The organism is Hydrogenophaga sp. NFH-34 (genome assembly GCF_021401345.1).
Lineage (GTDB): Bacteria > Pseudomonadota > Gammaproteobacteria > Burkholderiales > Burkholderiaceae_C > Hydrogenophaga > Hydrogenophaga electricum.
Genome location: NZ_JACBGE010000001.1, coordinates 330456 through 343154 on the forward strand (window position 1 = coordinate 330456; position 12699 = coordinate 343154).

The 12699-nt window shown below is 65.7% G+C and carries 12 protein-coding genes; 7 read left to right on the forward strand and 5 right to left on the reverse strand.

Translation table 11 applies throughout. From position 1 onward, the window contains the following. Positions 1–74: 74 nt before the first annotated feature. On the reverse strand, positions 75–1559 hold the full coding sequence (gene ppx, locus L0977_RS01605) for an exopolyphosphatase (RefSeq protein WP_234262874.1): 1485 nt from the start codon (positions 1557–1559) through the stop codon (positions 75–77). Between the two features lie 219 nt (positions 1560–1778). Between ppx and pstS the strand changes: the two genes are divergently transcribed. The 7 genes from pstS to phoR all read left to right on the forward strand — a co-directional run bounded on the left by pstS (position 1779) and on the right by phoR (position 8462). Then, positions 1779–2810 (forward strand): phosphate ABC transporter substrate-binding protein PstS, encoded by a 1032-nt coding sequence (pstS, locus tag L0977_RS01610; RefSeq protein WP_234262875.1) that lies wholly within the window; start codon positions 1779–1781, stop codon positions 2808–2810. A 79-nt stretch (positions 2811–2889) separates the two neighbouring features. Continuing rightward, a complete protein-coding gene (gene pstC, locus L0977_RS01615) occupies positions 2890–3873 on the forward strand; it encodes a phosphate ABC transporter permease subunit PstC (RefSeq protein ID WP_234262876.1) in 984 nt (327 codons plus the stop codon). 66 nt (positions 3874–3939) lie between these two features. Next, positions 3940–4800 (forward strand): phosphate ABC transporter permease PstA, encoded by an 861-nt coding sequence (pstA, locus tag L0977_RS01620; protein WP_234262877.1) that lies wholly within the window; start codon positions 3940–3942, stop codon positions 4798–4800. Between the two features lie 41 nt (positions 4801–4841). Continuing rightward, positions 4842–5624, forward strand: a complete 783-nt coding sequence (gene pstB / locus L0977_RS01625) for a phosphate ABC transporter ATP-binding protein PstB (RefSeq protein ID WP_234262878.1) — start codon at positions 4842–4844, stop codon at positions 5622–5624. An 18-nt stretch (positions 5625–5642) separates the two neighbouring features. Continuing rightward, complete coding sequence (phoU, locus tag L0977_RS01630; RefSeq protein WP_234262879.1) at positions 5643–6344, forward strand: phosphate signaling complex protein PhoU; 702 nt, start codon at positions 5643–5645, stop codon at positions 6342–6344. Positions 6345–6414: 70 nt separating this feature from the next. Further along, the gene (gene phoB, locus L0977_RS01635; protein WP_234262880.1) at positions 6415–7146 is read left to right on the forward strand and encodes a phosphate regulon transcriptional regulator PhoB; all 732 of its coding nucleotides are present in this window, start codon (positions 6415–6417) and stop codon (positions 7144–7146) included. Next, positions 7143–8462, forward strand: coding sequence for a phosphate regulon sensor histidine kinase PhoR (phoR, locus tag L0977_RS01640; protein WP_234262881.1), 1320 nt, complete (start codon positions 7143–7145; stop codon positions 8460–8462). Before phoB ends, phoR begins: the two co-directional genes overlap by 4 nt. Before the next feature lie 43 nt (positions 8463–8505). Here phoR and L0977_RS01645 read toward each other — a convergent pair whose 3' ends face one another. From L0977_RS01645 to trxA, 4 genes are all read right to left on the reverse strand, one after another. Next, positions 8506–10206: a hypothetical protein gene (locus L0977_RS01645; protein WP_234262882.1), complete on the reverse strand. Its 1701-nt coding sequence runs from the start codon at positions 10204–10206 to the stop codon at positions 8506–8508. Between the two features lie 163 nt (positions 10207–10369). After that, positions 10370–10624, reverse strand: coding sequence for a type B 50S ribosomal protein L31 (locus tag L0977_RS01650; RefSeq protein ID WP_234262884.1), 255 nt, complete (start codon positions 10622–10624; stop codon positions 10370–10372). Positions 10625–10777: 153 nt separating this feature from the next. Further along, entirely contained in the window at positions 10778–12040 is a 1263-nt protein-coding gene (rho, locus tag L0977_RS01655) for a transcription termination factor Rho (protein ID WP_234262885.1), read from the reverse strand. A 230-nt stretch (positions 12041–12270) separates the two neighbouring features. Further along, positions 12271–12606, reverse strand: a complete 336-nt coding sequence (trxA, locus tag L0977_RS01660) for a thioredoxin TrxA (protein ID WP_234262886.1) — start codon at positions 12604–12606, stop codon at positions 12271–12273. Positions 12607–12699: the final 93 nt, after the last annotated feature.

Sequence of the window (12699 nt, forward strand, 5' to 3'; positions counted from 1 at the left end):
GAAGCACGTGCCGGCGCGCAAAAGCGCAACCGTGTCCGGTTTGCGTGACAGATTCACGGGCGTGACGCCCAGGGTCAACGGATGTCGGCCTGCAGTTTCCAGGGCGTTTTCTGCCAGGCCTGCACCTCTTCCCCCAGCAGCCAGGCCGATTGCGGGAAGCGTTTGGCCCAGCCCGGCGCGGTGCTCAGGCGGAACGTGCCGGGCTTGTAGCCCAGCTTGAGCAGCTCGTATTCGGGCATCTGGCGGGCATGGCAGAGCAGCACCGCCAGCCGCAGGCTCATCAGCTGTTTGGCGAACAGCTCGTCGGTGAGCGCGTCTTCCATCTTCTTGAGTTTGCCGCGTTGCCCCAGCACGAGTTGGCTCATGCGGTGCAGTTCGGCCAGCGAGAAGCCGGGCGCGTCGACGTTGTCCAGGATGTAGGCACCGTGGTGGTACGAACGGTCGTGCGAGATATGGGTACCGATCTCGTGCAGGTGCGCGGCCCAGGCGAGTTTCTGCGAATAACGGCCGGCCAGCGGGTCGTCGGCCGCGATCTGGGCAAACAGCGCCGTGGCGACGCGGCTGACGCGGTCGGCCTGCCCGCCATCGATGGAGAAGCGCTCGCCCAGCCAGCGCACGGTGCGCTCGCGCACGTCGGTGCCGTCGGTTTCGCGATCGATCAGGTCGTACAGCGCGCCATGGCGCAGCGCGCCCTGGGTCGGGATCATCTGTTCGATCCCGAACAGGTCGAAGATCGCACGCAACACGCTCACCCCGCCGCACAGGACCGGGCGCCGCTCGTCCTTGAGCCCCTCGACCCGCAACTGGTCGACGTGGCCGGCCTTGATCATGCGTTCGACCAGCCAGTCCAGTCCGGAGCGCGTGACCACGCCGGAGGCCCAGCCGTTGGCCGACAGGATGTCGGCGACCGAACTGACGGTGCCCGAGGAGCCGTAGGCCAGGCTCCATTCGCTGGGCGGAAACACGTCGAGTGCCTGGTCGATTTCGGCCTTGGCCGCGACCTCGGCGGTGCGGAAGGCCGTGGCGGAAATCTGGCCCTTGGCGAAATAGCGGCCCGTCCAGGCCACGCTGCCCAGCCGGTAGGACTCCATTTCGCGCGATTCGTAGCCGTGGCCGAGGATCATCTCGGTCGAGCGCCCACCGATGTCCACCACCAGACGCCGTTCGTCCGACTGGGGCAGCAAGCGCGACACCCCCTGGTAGATCAGGCGGGCCTCTTCATGGCCCGAAATCACCTCGATCTGGAAACCCAGGATGCTCTGGGCCTTGCGCAGGAATTCGTCGCGGTTGCGGGCTTCGCGCAAGGTCTGCGTGGCGACGGCACGCACCTGGTGTTTCTTGAAGCCGTGCAGGCGCTCGGCAAAGCGCGCCAGGCAGTCCCAGCCGCGCTGCATGGCGGCCTGGTTGAGCACCTTGTTTTCGTCGAGGCCACTGCCCTGGCGGACGGTTTCCTTGAGGTATTCGATGCGTTCGATGTGACCGGAGTGGTAGCGGCCGATTTCGAGCCGGAAGCTGTTCGAGCCCAGGTCGATGGCGGCAAGCGGGGTTCCGTTTTGCATGGAGAAGTCAGGCGGGCCGACCCCGGAAAGGGGTGGCCGGTGCGAAAGTGCGTCGGGGGGGATTGTGACGCATTGCCATGCCCCTGGCCGTGGTCGGGCCAGCGCCGGGTGGCGGCCGGCAGACGGTTTCCGGATTTCTTTGTGACTGTCACAGAGCTGTCACATGGCGTCCCTAGAGTCTCGGTCGAACCCCCTGTTTCATCTACCGAGAGGACCCGAATGAACACCAAACGAACCCTTCTGAAGACCGTGGCCGCTGCCGCTTTCGCCTCGCTGGCCATGGGGGCCGCCCTGGCCGCCGACATCACGGGCGCTGGCGCTTCGTTCCCGTTCCCGATCTACGGCAAGTGGGCCGAAGCCTACAAGGCCCAGACCGGCGTGGGTCTGAACTACCAGTCGATCGGCTCGTCGGGCGGCATCCGCCAGATCCGCGCCAAGACCGTGGCCTTCGGTGCCAGCGACGCCCCCCTCAAGGGCGAAGAGCTGGACAAGGATGGCATGGTGCAGTTCCCCGCCATCATCGGCGGCACGGTGCCCGTGTTCAACATCGACGGCGTCAAGCCCGGTGAACTGCGCGTGACCGGCCCGGTGCTGGCCGAGATGTTCATGGGCAAGATCGCCAAGTGGAACGATCCCAAGATCGTGGCCCTGAACCCCGGCAAGACGCTGCCCGACCAGATCATCACCGTCGTGCACCGTTCGGACGGCTCGGGCACGACCTTCAACTTCACCGACTACCTGAACGAAGTCAGCAAGGACTGGTCCGCCACCGTGGGCAAGGGCGCTGCCGTCAAGTGGCCGGCTTCCACCTCCGTGGGCGGCAAAGGCAACGAAGGCGTGGCCGCCAACGTCAGCCGCGTCAAGGGCGCGCTGGGCTACGTGGAATACGCCTACGCCAAGAAGAACAACATCCCCTACCTGCAGCTGCAGAACAAGGATGGCAAGTACGTCTCGCCCGACGACAAGTCCTTCGCCGCCGCTGCCGCTGGGGTGGACTGGTTCAGCGTGCCGGGCATGGGCGTGTCCATGGTCGACGCCAAGGGCGCCGAAAGCTGGCCCATCAGCACCGCTTCGTTCATCCTGATGTACAAGCAGCCGGCGGACAAGGCGCAGTCGGCCGAAGTGCTCAAGTTCTTCGACTGGGCCTTCAAGAACGGCAAGCAGATGGCTGCCGACCTGGACTACGTCGCGCTGCCCGACAGCCTGACCAACGAGATCCGCAGCAAGGTCTGGTCGCAGATCCAGAAGTAAGTTGGCCGGGCCCGCCGCCGCCATGGGCGGCGCGGGCCCTTTGAACGAACCGGGAGCCAACATGAGCCTGGATACCACCATGACTTCGCCCTCCGCGCCGGCGCAGACCGGCACCACCGTGTCGATGGAAACCATCGCCCGCCGCCAGCGTCTGCAGGACGCACTGTTCCACCGTGTCACGCAGGTCTTTTCGCTGCTGGTGCTGGTGGCGCTGCTGGGCATCATCATTTCGCTGTTCATCAACGCCTGGCCCGCTTTCCAGCGCTTTGGCGTTCAGTTCATCTGGCACGTCGAATGGGACGTGGTCAATGAAGATTTCGGTGCCGCCATCGCCATCGTCGGCACCCTGGCCAGTGCCGGTATCGCGCTGCTGATCGCGGTGCCGCTGGCTTTCGGCATCGCGCTGTTCCTCACCGAAACCTGCCCGACCTGGCTGCGCCGGCCGCTGGGCACCGCCATCGAACTGCTGGCCGCCGTGCCCTCGATCATCTACGGCATGTTCGGCCTGTTCGTGTTCGCCCCGCTGTTTGCCGACTACCTGCAGGTGCCGCTGCAAAGCGTGCTGGGGGGGCTGCCGCTGGTGGGCTTCCTGTTCGGGGGCGCGCCCAACGGCATCGGCATCCTGGCCGCGGGCATCGTGCTGGCGTTCATGATCCTGCCGTTCATCGCGGCGGTGATGCGCGACGTGTTCGAGATCGTGCCGCCGATCCTGCGCGAATCGGCCTATGGCCTGGGGTGCACCACCTGGGAAGTCGTGCGCCGCGTCGTGCTGCCGTACACCAACAAGGGCGTCATCGGCGGCGTCATGCTCGGCCTGGGCCGGGCCCTGGGTGAAACCATGGCCGTCACCTTCGTGATCGGCAACGCCAACCGCATGCCGACCTCGCTGTTTTCGCCGGGCACGTCGATTGCCTCGACGCTGGCCAACGAGTTCGGTGAGGCGGCCGACTTCCACCTCTCCACCCTGTTCGCGCTGGGCTTCCTGCTGTTCGTCATCACGTTCATCGTGCTGTCGCTGGCCAAGGTCATGATCCTGCGCGCCGAAAAGGCCAAGGGAGCGTGAGGGTGACCTTTCCTGCCACGGTGTGGCAGGCGATGTGCCTGGTGTCCGACGCTTTGGAAAACTGAGATGAATCCCAACTTCGACCAAAAACGATATGCCCGCCGTCAGCGCGCCAACGCTGTGGGGCTGACGCTCTCCATGGGCGCCATGGTGCTCGGCCTGGCCGTGCTGCTGTGGATCCTGGGCGTGCTGCTCAGCAACGGGCTGTCTGCGCTGGACGGCAACCTGTTCACGCACGACACGCCGGCGCCCGGCACCGAAGGCGGGGGCCTGCGCAACGCCATCGTCGGTTCGCTGATGATGGTGGGGCTGACGGTGCTGGTGGCCACGCCCGTGGGCATCCTGGCCGGCATCTACCTCACCGAGTACGGCGACCGCAGCAAGACCGCCGAGCTGACCCGCTTCGTCACCGACATCATGCTGTCCGCTCCGTCCATCGTACTGGGCCTGTTCGTGTACGCCATCGCGGTGGCCACGGTGGGCAACTTCTCGGGTTTCGCGGGCAGTCTGGCGCTGTCGCTGATCGCGGTGCCGGTGGTCGTTCGCACCACCGAAAACATGCTGCGCCTGGTGCCCGGCAGCCTGCGTGAAGCGGCCTTCGCCCTGGGCGCGCCGCGCTGGAAGGTGTCGCTCATGGTCACGCTGCGCGCCGCCAAGAGCGGCGTCATCACCGGCTTGCTGCTGGCGGTGGCCCGCATCAGCGGCGAAACGGCGCCGCTGCTGTTCACCGCGCTGAACAACCAGTTCTTCAGCACCGACATGACCAAGCCGATGGCCAACCTGCCCGTGGTGATCTTCCAGTTCGCCATGAGCCCCTACGACAACTGGATCCGTCTCGCCTGGGCCGGTGCGCTGCTGATCACACTGGCCGTGCTGGTGCTGAACATCCTGGCCCGCGTCTTCTTCCGCGAGAAGGTTTCCGCCTGATCGCGCCGTCACCTCTTCACACCGATCACGAAAGACCTGTCATGACCGCCATGGCCGCCGACATCCAGCAGCGCAACGCGCTCGAGGTGCGCAACCTCAACTTCTTCTACGGCAAGTTCCAGGGGCTCAAGAACGTGAGCATGGACATTGCCGAGCACAAGGTCACCGCCTTCATCGGCCCGTCGGGCTGCGGCAAGTCCACGCTGCTGCGCACGCTCAACCGCATGTACAGCCTCTACCCCGGCCAGCGCGCCGAGGGCCAGATCAGTTTCTACGGCGAGAACATCCTGGACGAGAAGCAGGATCTGAACCTGCTGCGCGCCCGCATCGGCATGGTGTTCCAGAAGCCGACGCCGTTCCCGATGTCGATCTACGACAACATCGCTTTCGGCGTGAAGCTCTATGAAAGCCTGAGCAAGGGCGAGATGGACGACCGCGTGGAATGGGCGCTGACCAAGGCCGCACTGTGGAACGAGGTCAAGGACAAGCTGCACCAGAGCGGCCTGTCGCTCTCCGGTGGCCAGCAGCAGCGCCTGTGCATCGCGCGCAGCGTGGCGGTCAAACCTTCGGTGCTGCTGCTCGACGAGCCGACTTCGGCGCTGGACCCGATCTCCACCGGCAAGGTGGAAGAGCTGGTGCACGAGCTCAAGAACGACTACACCATCGCCATCGTCACACACAACATGCAGCAGGCCGCCCGCTGCAGCGACTTCACGGCCTACATGTACCTGGGCGAGCTGATCGAATTCGGCGCCACCGAACAGATCTTCTTCAAGCCCACCAAGACCGAGACCGAGGACTACATCACCGGCCGCTTCGGCTGATCTTCCAGGGAGACCGACATGGGTGACAAACACATTTCCAGCCAGTTCGACGCCGAACTCAACTCCATCTCCACCCACGTGCTGGAGATGGGTGGCCTGGTCGAATCGCAGCTCCACCAGGCCGTGTACGCGCTCGTGCACCTGAGCCTGGAGACGGCCGAGCAGGTGCTCGAAACCGAGAGCCGCATCAACCAGATGGAGCTGAACATCGATCACGAGATCATCTCCACCATCGGTCGGCGCCAGCCCACCGCCCGCGATCTGCGCTTCCTGATGGCCATCTCCCGCACCACCCAGAATCTGGAGCGTGCGGGTGACGAGGTCGCCCGGGTGGCGCGCATGGTCAAGTCCATCATCGAAGCCGGCACGCCGCGCTCGCTGCCGATTTCGGAGCTACGCACGGCGGCCGACCTGGCGGCCGGCCTGCTGCGCAAGACGCTCGATTCCTTTGCACGGCTGGACACCACCATGGCGCTGGCCATCATCAAGGAGGACAATGCCATCGACACCGAATACGATGGCTTCCTTCGCAAGCTGATCACCTACATGATGGAAGACCCTCGCACCATTTCGCCCAGCCTGGACCTGCTGTTCCTGGCCAAGTCGCTGGAGCGTGTCGGCGACCACGCCAAGAACATTGCCGAGCAGATCATCTTCATCGTCAAGGGCGAAGACGTGCGCCATGTGCCCATGGACAAGGTGGAGTCGGTCGTCGGATGAACAGCATGCGCCGTTTTGTGTCTCGCACCCACCGAGGGGAAAGCCGGCCAGCCGGGCGGGGGAGGCCTTCGTGAAAAAGCTGCCTCGTGTGCTGGTGGTGGAGGACGAGCCGTCCATTGCCGAGCTGATCGCCGTCAACCTGCGCCACAACGGCTTTGCCCCCACGGTGGTGTTCGACGGTCAGGCCGCGCAGCGGGAAATCGACGCCGTGTTGCCCGACGTGATCCTGCTGGACTGGATGCTGCCCGGTGAAAGTGGGGCCGTGCTGGCGCGCCAGTGGCGCAAGCACGAGCGCACGCGCACCGTTCCCATTCTCATGCTGACGGCCCGCAGCGACGAGTCCGACAAGGTTCAGGGTTTGGACGCCGGTGCCGACGACTACATCACCAAGCCGTTCTCCACGCAGGAGTTGCTGGCCCGCATCCGCGCCGTGCTGCGCCGGCGCGCTCCGGAAGTCGTCAATGACTCGGTGCAGGTGGGCGAACTGGTCCTCGACGCGGCCACTTACCGCGTCAGTTTCCAGGGCCAGGAACTCAAGGTCGGACCGACCGAATTCAAGCTGCTGCACTATCTGATGAAACACGCGGAACGTGTGCACACCCGTGGTACGCTGCTCGACAGGATCTGGGGAGATCATGTCTTCATCGAGGAGCGCACCGTGGACGTGCATGTGAAACGCTTGAGAGAATCGCTGGGCGAGGCCGCCGTCATGGTGGAAACCGTGCGCGGAGCCGGCTATCGCCTGACTGCCCAGAATCCTTCCGCCCGCACGGCCCAGAATTCCCGCGTCGGCGCCGCATGATCCCGCGGCTGATCGGCCTGCTGCTCCTGGTATCGGTGGGGGCGGTCTGGGGCCTGTCCCACGAATCCGCCGTGTGGACGTTCGTCGGGGCGCTGGTGGGCGCGCTGGTCTGGAGCCTCTTCGACGGCTACCGGGCGCGGCGGCTGCTGCAGTGGCTGGGCAAGGGCGACCTGTCCCAGCTGCCGGGCCTGTCGGGCCTGTGGGCCGAGGTGCTCGAACGCAACCGCAAGCTCATCCGCAAACTCGAAAAGCGCGCCAGCAACAGCGATGCACGGCTGGAAGATTTCCTGGCAGCGATCCAGGCCTCGCCCAATGGCGTGGTGCTGCTCGATTCGGCCGGGCGCATCGAGTGGTGCAACCTCACAGCGGCCAACCACCTGGGGTTCGACCCGCAGAAAGACCTGGGGCAGTACGTGCGCAACCTGGTGCGCGCACCGGCCTTCAGCGCCTACATGGCGGCGGCCGATTTCCGGCAGGAGATCCAGGTCGACGGCCCGGGGCCGCGACCGACACAGCCGGCCAAGATTTCCCTGCAGGTGCACCCCTACGGCAAGAAGCGCAAGCTCATGATCTCGCGCGATGTCACGGCGGTGCAACTGGCCGAGGCGATGCGGCGCGACTTTGTGGCCAACGTCTCCCACGAGATCCGCACACCGCTGACCGTGCTGAGCGGTTTTGTCGAAACCATGCAGAGCATCGAGCTGGAAGAGGCCGATCGCATGCGCTACCTCGGGCTCATGAGCCAGCAGGCGCAGCGCATGCAGACGCTGGTGAGCGACCTGCTCACGCTCTCGCGCCTGGAAGGCAGCCCCGCTCCCGGCGCGGGCGAGTGGATCGACAGTGGCGAGCTGCTCACCCATGTGCTGCAGGAGGCCCAGGGCCTGTCGTCGGCCATCGCCGATCCGCCGCACGTCATTGAGGCCGATCCGGGCGCGGCGTTCTGGGTGTCGGGCGCAAAGACCGAACTGCTGAGCGCCATGTCCAACCTGCTGAGCAATGCGGTGCGCTACACGCCGGGCGGCGGTCGCATCCACGCCGGCTGGCACATCCGAGCCGACGGCTGCGGCGAGTTTTTTGTCACCGACACCGGCCCCGGCATTGCTGCCGAACACCTGCCCCGTCTGACCGAACGTTTCTACCGCGTCGACCGCAGCCGCTCGCGCGAAACCGGCGGGACCGGGCTCGGGCTGGCCATCGTCAAACACGTGGCGCAGCGCCATGGCGGGCAGGTCGAGGTGGACAGCACGCTGGGTGAAGGCTCGACCTTCCGCATCGTGTTGCCGTCTTCGCGCGTCCGGGCCCGGCCACGCGACTGAGCCACACCCACCACGGCTTCCGCGTCTGGTCTCGGGTGGGCCGTCAGTGGCGCACGCGCTGGTAGATCAGCAGGCTTTCTTTGCGGTCGGTCAGGCGCCGCACGGTGGCCCGAAATGCCCAGTCGGTCAGTTGCACGCGCTCATCGAGCGTGGGCTGGCTGTCGGGATCGACGACCAGCGTGCGACAGGCTTGGCCACTTTCCGCGCTGTCGGTGCGGACCAGCGTCAGGCGACCGTGATAGCCGAGTGCGGCGATCTGCGCCTGACTCAACCCGTCCACCAGCACGCAATTGCCCGGGGGCACCAGGGAGGCGATGCGCCGGCTGATCGGGCCGTAGCTGCGTGCATGGTCGAGCAGAGGCAGCCACAGGCTCATCAACAGCAACCAGCACAGCGTGCTGCCGGCGGCCGGCAGCACCAGACTCTTCCACAGAGCTTTGCGGTGCGCACCCACGCGCCACGCCACCAGAACCAGCCAGGCCCCGGTGGCCAGCGCGGCCACCAGCAACAGGCCGAAGGAGAACTCGGGCACGAAGCCTGGGGCGAGGCGGGCCACGTTGGCCGCGGGTTTGGCCGGCACCCCCGTCATCATGGAGAGCCAGACCACCCACACGATCAAGGCACAGCTGCTGAAGAACAGCAGGGTGAACCAGTCGATCAGGGCCGACATGCTGCGTCGCAAGGTGGGCAAGGCGAATGCGGCCAGGGCGGCCCAGGCGGGCAGCGACAGCAGCAAGGCCCGGTCGAAGCCCGGATTGAAGGCGCTGTCGAGAACAAGGCAGGCCACCACCCACAGGGGCAGCGCCAGATGCGGCGCGCGCCACTGGCGGCGCCAGCGCCAGAGCGTCCAGAGTGCCAGCGGCCAGGCGGGCCAGGCGAACCAGAGCAGCAAACGCGACCAGCGTTGCCAGCCGGCAAAAGTGGTATCGGTCAGCGCGAACCAGGACTGGGGCAGTGCCCAGACCCCCAGCCCGCACAGTACGGCAGCCGCCAGAAGCATGGCCATGCGCTGCAGACGGATCCGGCCGGCGGCAGCACCGGGGGGTTGCGGCGCGATCACGAGCAGCAGCGGCAGCACGGCACCGAGTGCGAGCGCCAGCCAGGGGGCGCCACTCGACACCAGGGCGCCCAATCCGAGCACCCAGCCCAGCCAGCCGGCGCCGGACCACAGGCCATCCGGCAGCGCCAGCCGGGCGGCGCCGTAGAGCACCGCCGCCGTGGCACACAGGCGCACCAGATCCGGGGTGGTTTCGTGGCCCAGTTGCGCCAGGCCCAGGCTCGCCATCAGGGCCAGCAGGCCGGCATCGGCCAGGGCGCGGGCGTAGTCGGTGGGATGGGCTTCGCCACCGAATGCCAGGGTCACCGGCTGGGCCGCCGGTTGCCGGGCGAGGTGGAAGACCGCGTACCAGGTCAGCGCCAGCGTCAGCGCGAGCAGGGCCGCGAACGCCAGACGCACCGCCAGATCGGGCGAGAGAAATGGCAGGGCCTGGATGGCTGCCGCCCCGAGCCAGAAGGGCAGGGGGCCGGTCTCGCCGAGCGGCACGCCGAGCACCTGCGGAATGCCGAGCCCAGAGCCGCTGGCCATGCCCAGCATGGCGCCGAAGGCTTCGACATCGTTCACCTTCCAGGGCTCGCGGCCCAGAAAGCCTGGCAGCACGTAAGCCAGGCAGAACATCAGCAGGATCAGGCGGGGCAGCCTGCGCACGGCCGACTGGGTGACGATGGCGGGGGTGGTGGCGTTCACTGCGCGTGACTATACAAGTCTGGAGAGGGTGGGCGGATGAACGGGCAGGGCAACGGCGCCCAGGGGGAGATGTGCGGCGGCTGGCGCCACAAAGCAAAACAGCCGGCGCTGGGGCCGGCTGTTGCGTGACTGCGGACAAGGGCGCCGGACAGGCCGGCACCGATCACTTGGCAGCGGTCTTGGCGTAGCGGTTGCGGAAGCGCTCGACGCGGCCACCCATGTTGTCCACGCTCTTTTGCGTGCCGGTGTAGAAGGGGTGCGACTCGCTGGAGGTATCCAGCTTGAACAGCGGGTATTCCTTGCCGTCGAACGTGTCGGTTTCCTTGGTCGGCACGCACGAGCGCGTCACGAACTTGAAACCGTTGGACAGATCCACGAACAGCACTTCGCGGTAATCGGGGTGAATGCCTTCTTTCATGGCAATTCCTTGGTTCAGGTGCGACAGCCGCGGAAGAACCGTTCTTCCGTACTTGCCACAAGTTGCAAAGCTTTCGATTGTACCACCCCTGTTGCGCACGACCCCTCAAAAGAGCGTGCCACGGGGGGAGGCCGCGTCAGCGGCACAGGGGACTTATCCCCCTCTGCGCATCATGTCGAAGAACTCGGAGTTGTTCTTTGTCGCCTTCATGCTCTTGAGCACCATTTCCATGGCCTCGATCTCGTCCATGTTGTACATGAACTGGCGCAGGATACGGGTCTTCTGCAGGATCTCGGGGGCCAGCAGCAGTTCCTCGCGGCGGGTGCCGCTGCGGTTGAGCTGGATCGAGGGGAAGACGCGCTTTTCGTACAGGCGGCGGTCGAGGTGGATTTCGCTGTTGCCGGTGCCCTTGAATTCTTCAAAGATCACTTCGTCCATGCGGCTGCCGGTGTCGACCAGCGCGGTGGCGATGATGGTCAGCGAACCGCCTTCTTCCACGTTGCGGGCGGCGCCGAAGAAGCGCTTGGGGCGCTGCAGGGCGTTGGCGTCGACACCGCCGGTCAGCACCTTGCCGGAGCTGGGCAGCACGTTGTTGTAGGCGCGGGCCAGTCGGGTGATGGAGTCCAGCAGGATCACCACGTCCTTCTTGAGCTCGACCAGACGCTTGGCGCGCTCGATCACCATTTCGGCCACGTGCACGTGGCGTGCCGCCGGCTCGTCGAAGGTGGAGGCGATCACGTCGCCGCGCACGGTGCGCTGCATTTCGGTCACTTCTTCCGGGCGCTCGTCCACCAGCAGCACCATCAGCTCCACCTCGGGGTGGTTGGCCGTGATGGCGTGGCAGATGTGCTGCATCATCACCGTCTTGCCGCTCTTGGGCGGGGCGACGATCAGCGCGCGCTGGCCCTTGCCGATGGGCGAGATGATGTCGATGACGCGGCCGGTGATGTTTTCTTCGCTCTTGATGTCGCGTTCCAGGCGCATCTGCTGCTTGGGAAACAGCGGCGTCAGGTTTTCGAACATCACCTTGTGCTTGTTCGCCTCGGGCGGCAGGCCGTTGATGGCGTCCAGCTTGTTGAGCGCGAAGTAGCGTTCGCCATCCTTGGGGATGCGCACTTCACCCTCGATCATGTCGCCGGTGTGCAGGTTGAAGCGGCGGATCTGGCTCGGCGAGATGTAGATGTCGTCGGTGGACGCCGTGAAGCTGGTGTCCATGTTGCGCAGGAAGCCGAAGCCGTCGGGCAGTACCTCCAGCACGCCGTCGGCGTTGACCTGCTCGCCGGCCTTGGCGCGCTTCTTGATGATGGCGAACATCAGCTCCTGCTTGCGCATGCGGCCGGTGTTCTCGATTTCCAGGGCTTCAGCCTGCTTGAGCACTTCGGACACGTGAAGTGCCTTGAGTTCGTTCAGGTGCATCAGAATCGCTCCGCAAAAGGAGTCTGGTGTGTCGAAATCAGGGGGAGGGGGCGCTTGGGTCCGGGAACCGGGACGTTGCGCTGATCAGAGAGGCTGGACCGCGAGGGTCAGCAATTGCGCGGATTATGACAGGAAAAACCGCTCCGGCTGGCGGGGAATCTTGCCAAAAAATGCCGCCAGCGGCGGCAGGCAAGCCAAACGGGCGGCCCAGGCCGCCCGCATCACGGCGCTCAGGCCGCCAGTTGCTGGTCCAGGAACGCGGTCAGCTGGGCTTTGCTCAGCGCGCCCACCTTGGTGGCGGCGACCTGGCCGTCCTTGAACAGGATCAGCGTGGGAATGCCGCGAATGCCGAACTTGGCGGGGATTTCGCGGTTTTCGTCCACATTGACCTTGGCGATCTGCAGCTTGCCGTCGTAGCTGCCGGCCACTTCGTCGAGGATCGGGGCGATCATCTTGCAGGGGCCGCACCATTCGGCCCAGAAATCCACCAGCACCGGCGCCTTGGCGCTCAGCACATCGGCCTGGAAAGTGGCATCGGAAACGTGTTTGATCAGATCGTTGGCCATGGTGGGTCCTACGCGTTTTTCTCAACAGGGGGGATGGGCACGGATCGTGGCAGGCATACTCGGCCGGCCAGCCGCAAAACAGGGTTGATTGTG

Bases quoted from the DNA above. Each gene is read 5' to 3' on its own strand.
- ppx (WP_234262874.1), bottom strand. From the start codon at position 1,559: ATGCAAAACGGAACCCCGCTTGCCGCCATCGACCTGGGCTCGAACAGC.
- pstS (WP_234262875.1), top strand. From the start codon at position 1,779: ATGAACACCAAACGAACCCTTCTGAAGACCGTGGCCGCTGCCGCTTTC.
- pstC (WP_234262876.1), top strand. From the start codon at position 2,890: ATGACTTCGCCCTCCGCGCCGGCGCAGACCGGCACCACCGTGTCGATG.
- pstA (WP_234262877.1), top strand. From the start codon at position 3,940: ATGAATCCCAACTTCGACCAAAAACGATATGCCCGCCGTCAGCGCGCC.
- pstB (WP_234262878.1), top strand. From the start codon at position 4,842: ATGACCGCCATGGCCGCCGACATCCAGCAGCGCAACGCGCTCGAGGTG.
- phoU (WP_234262879.1), top strand. From the start codon at position 5,643: ATGGGTGACAAACACATTTCCAGCCAGTTCGACGCCGAACTCAACTCC.
- phoR (WP_234262881.1), top strand. From the start codon at position 7,143: ATGATCCCGCGGCTGATCGGCCTGCTGCTCCTGGTATCGGTGGGGGCG.
- L0977_RS01650 (WP_234262884.1), bottom strand. From the start codon at position 10,624: ATGAAAGAAGGCATTCACCCCGATTACCGCGAAGTGCTGTTCGTGGAT.
- rho (WP_234262885.1), bottom strand. From the start codon at position 12,040: ATGCACCTGAACGAACTCAAGGCACTTCACGTGTCCGAAGTGCTCAAG.
- trxA (WP_234262886.1), bottom strand. From the start codon at position 12,606: ATGGCCAACGATCTGATCAAACACGTTTCCGATGCCACTTTCCAGGCC.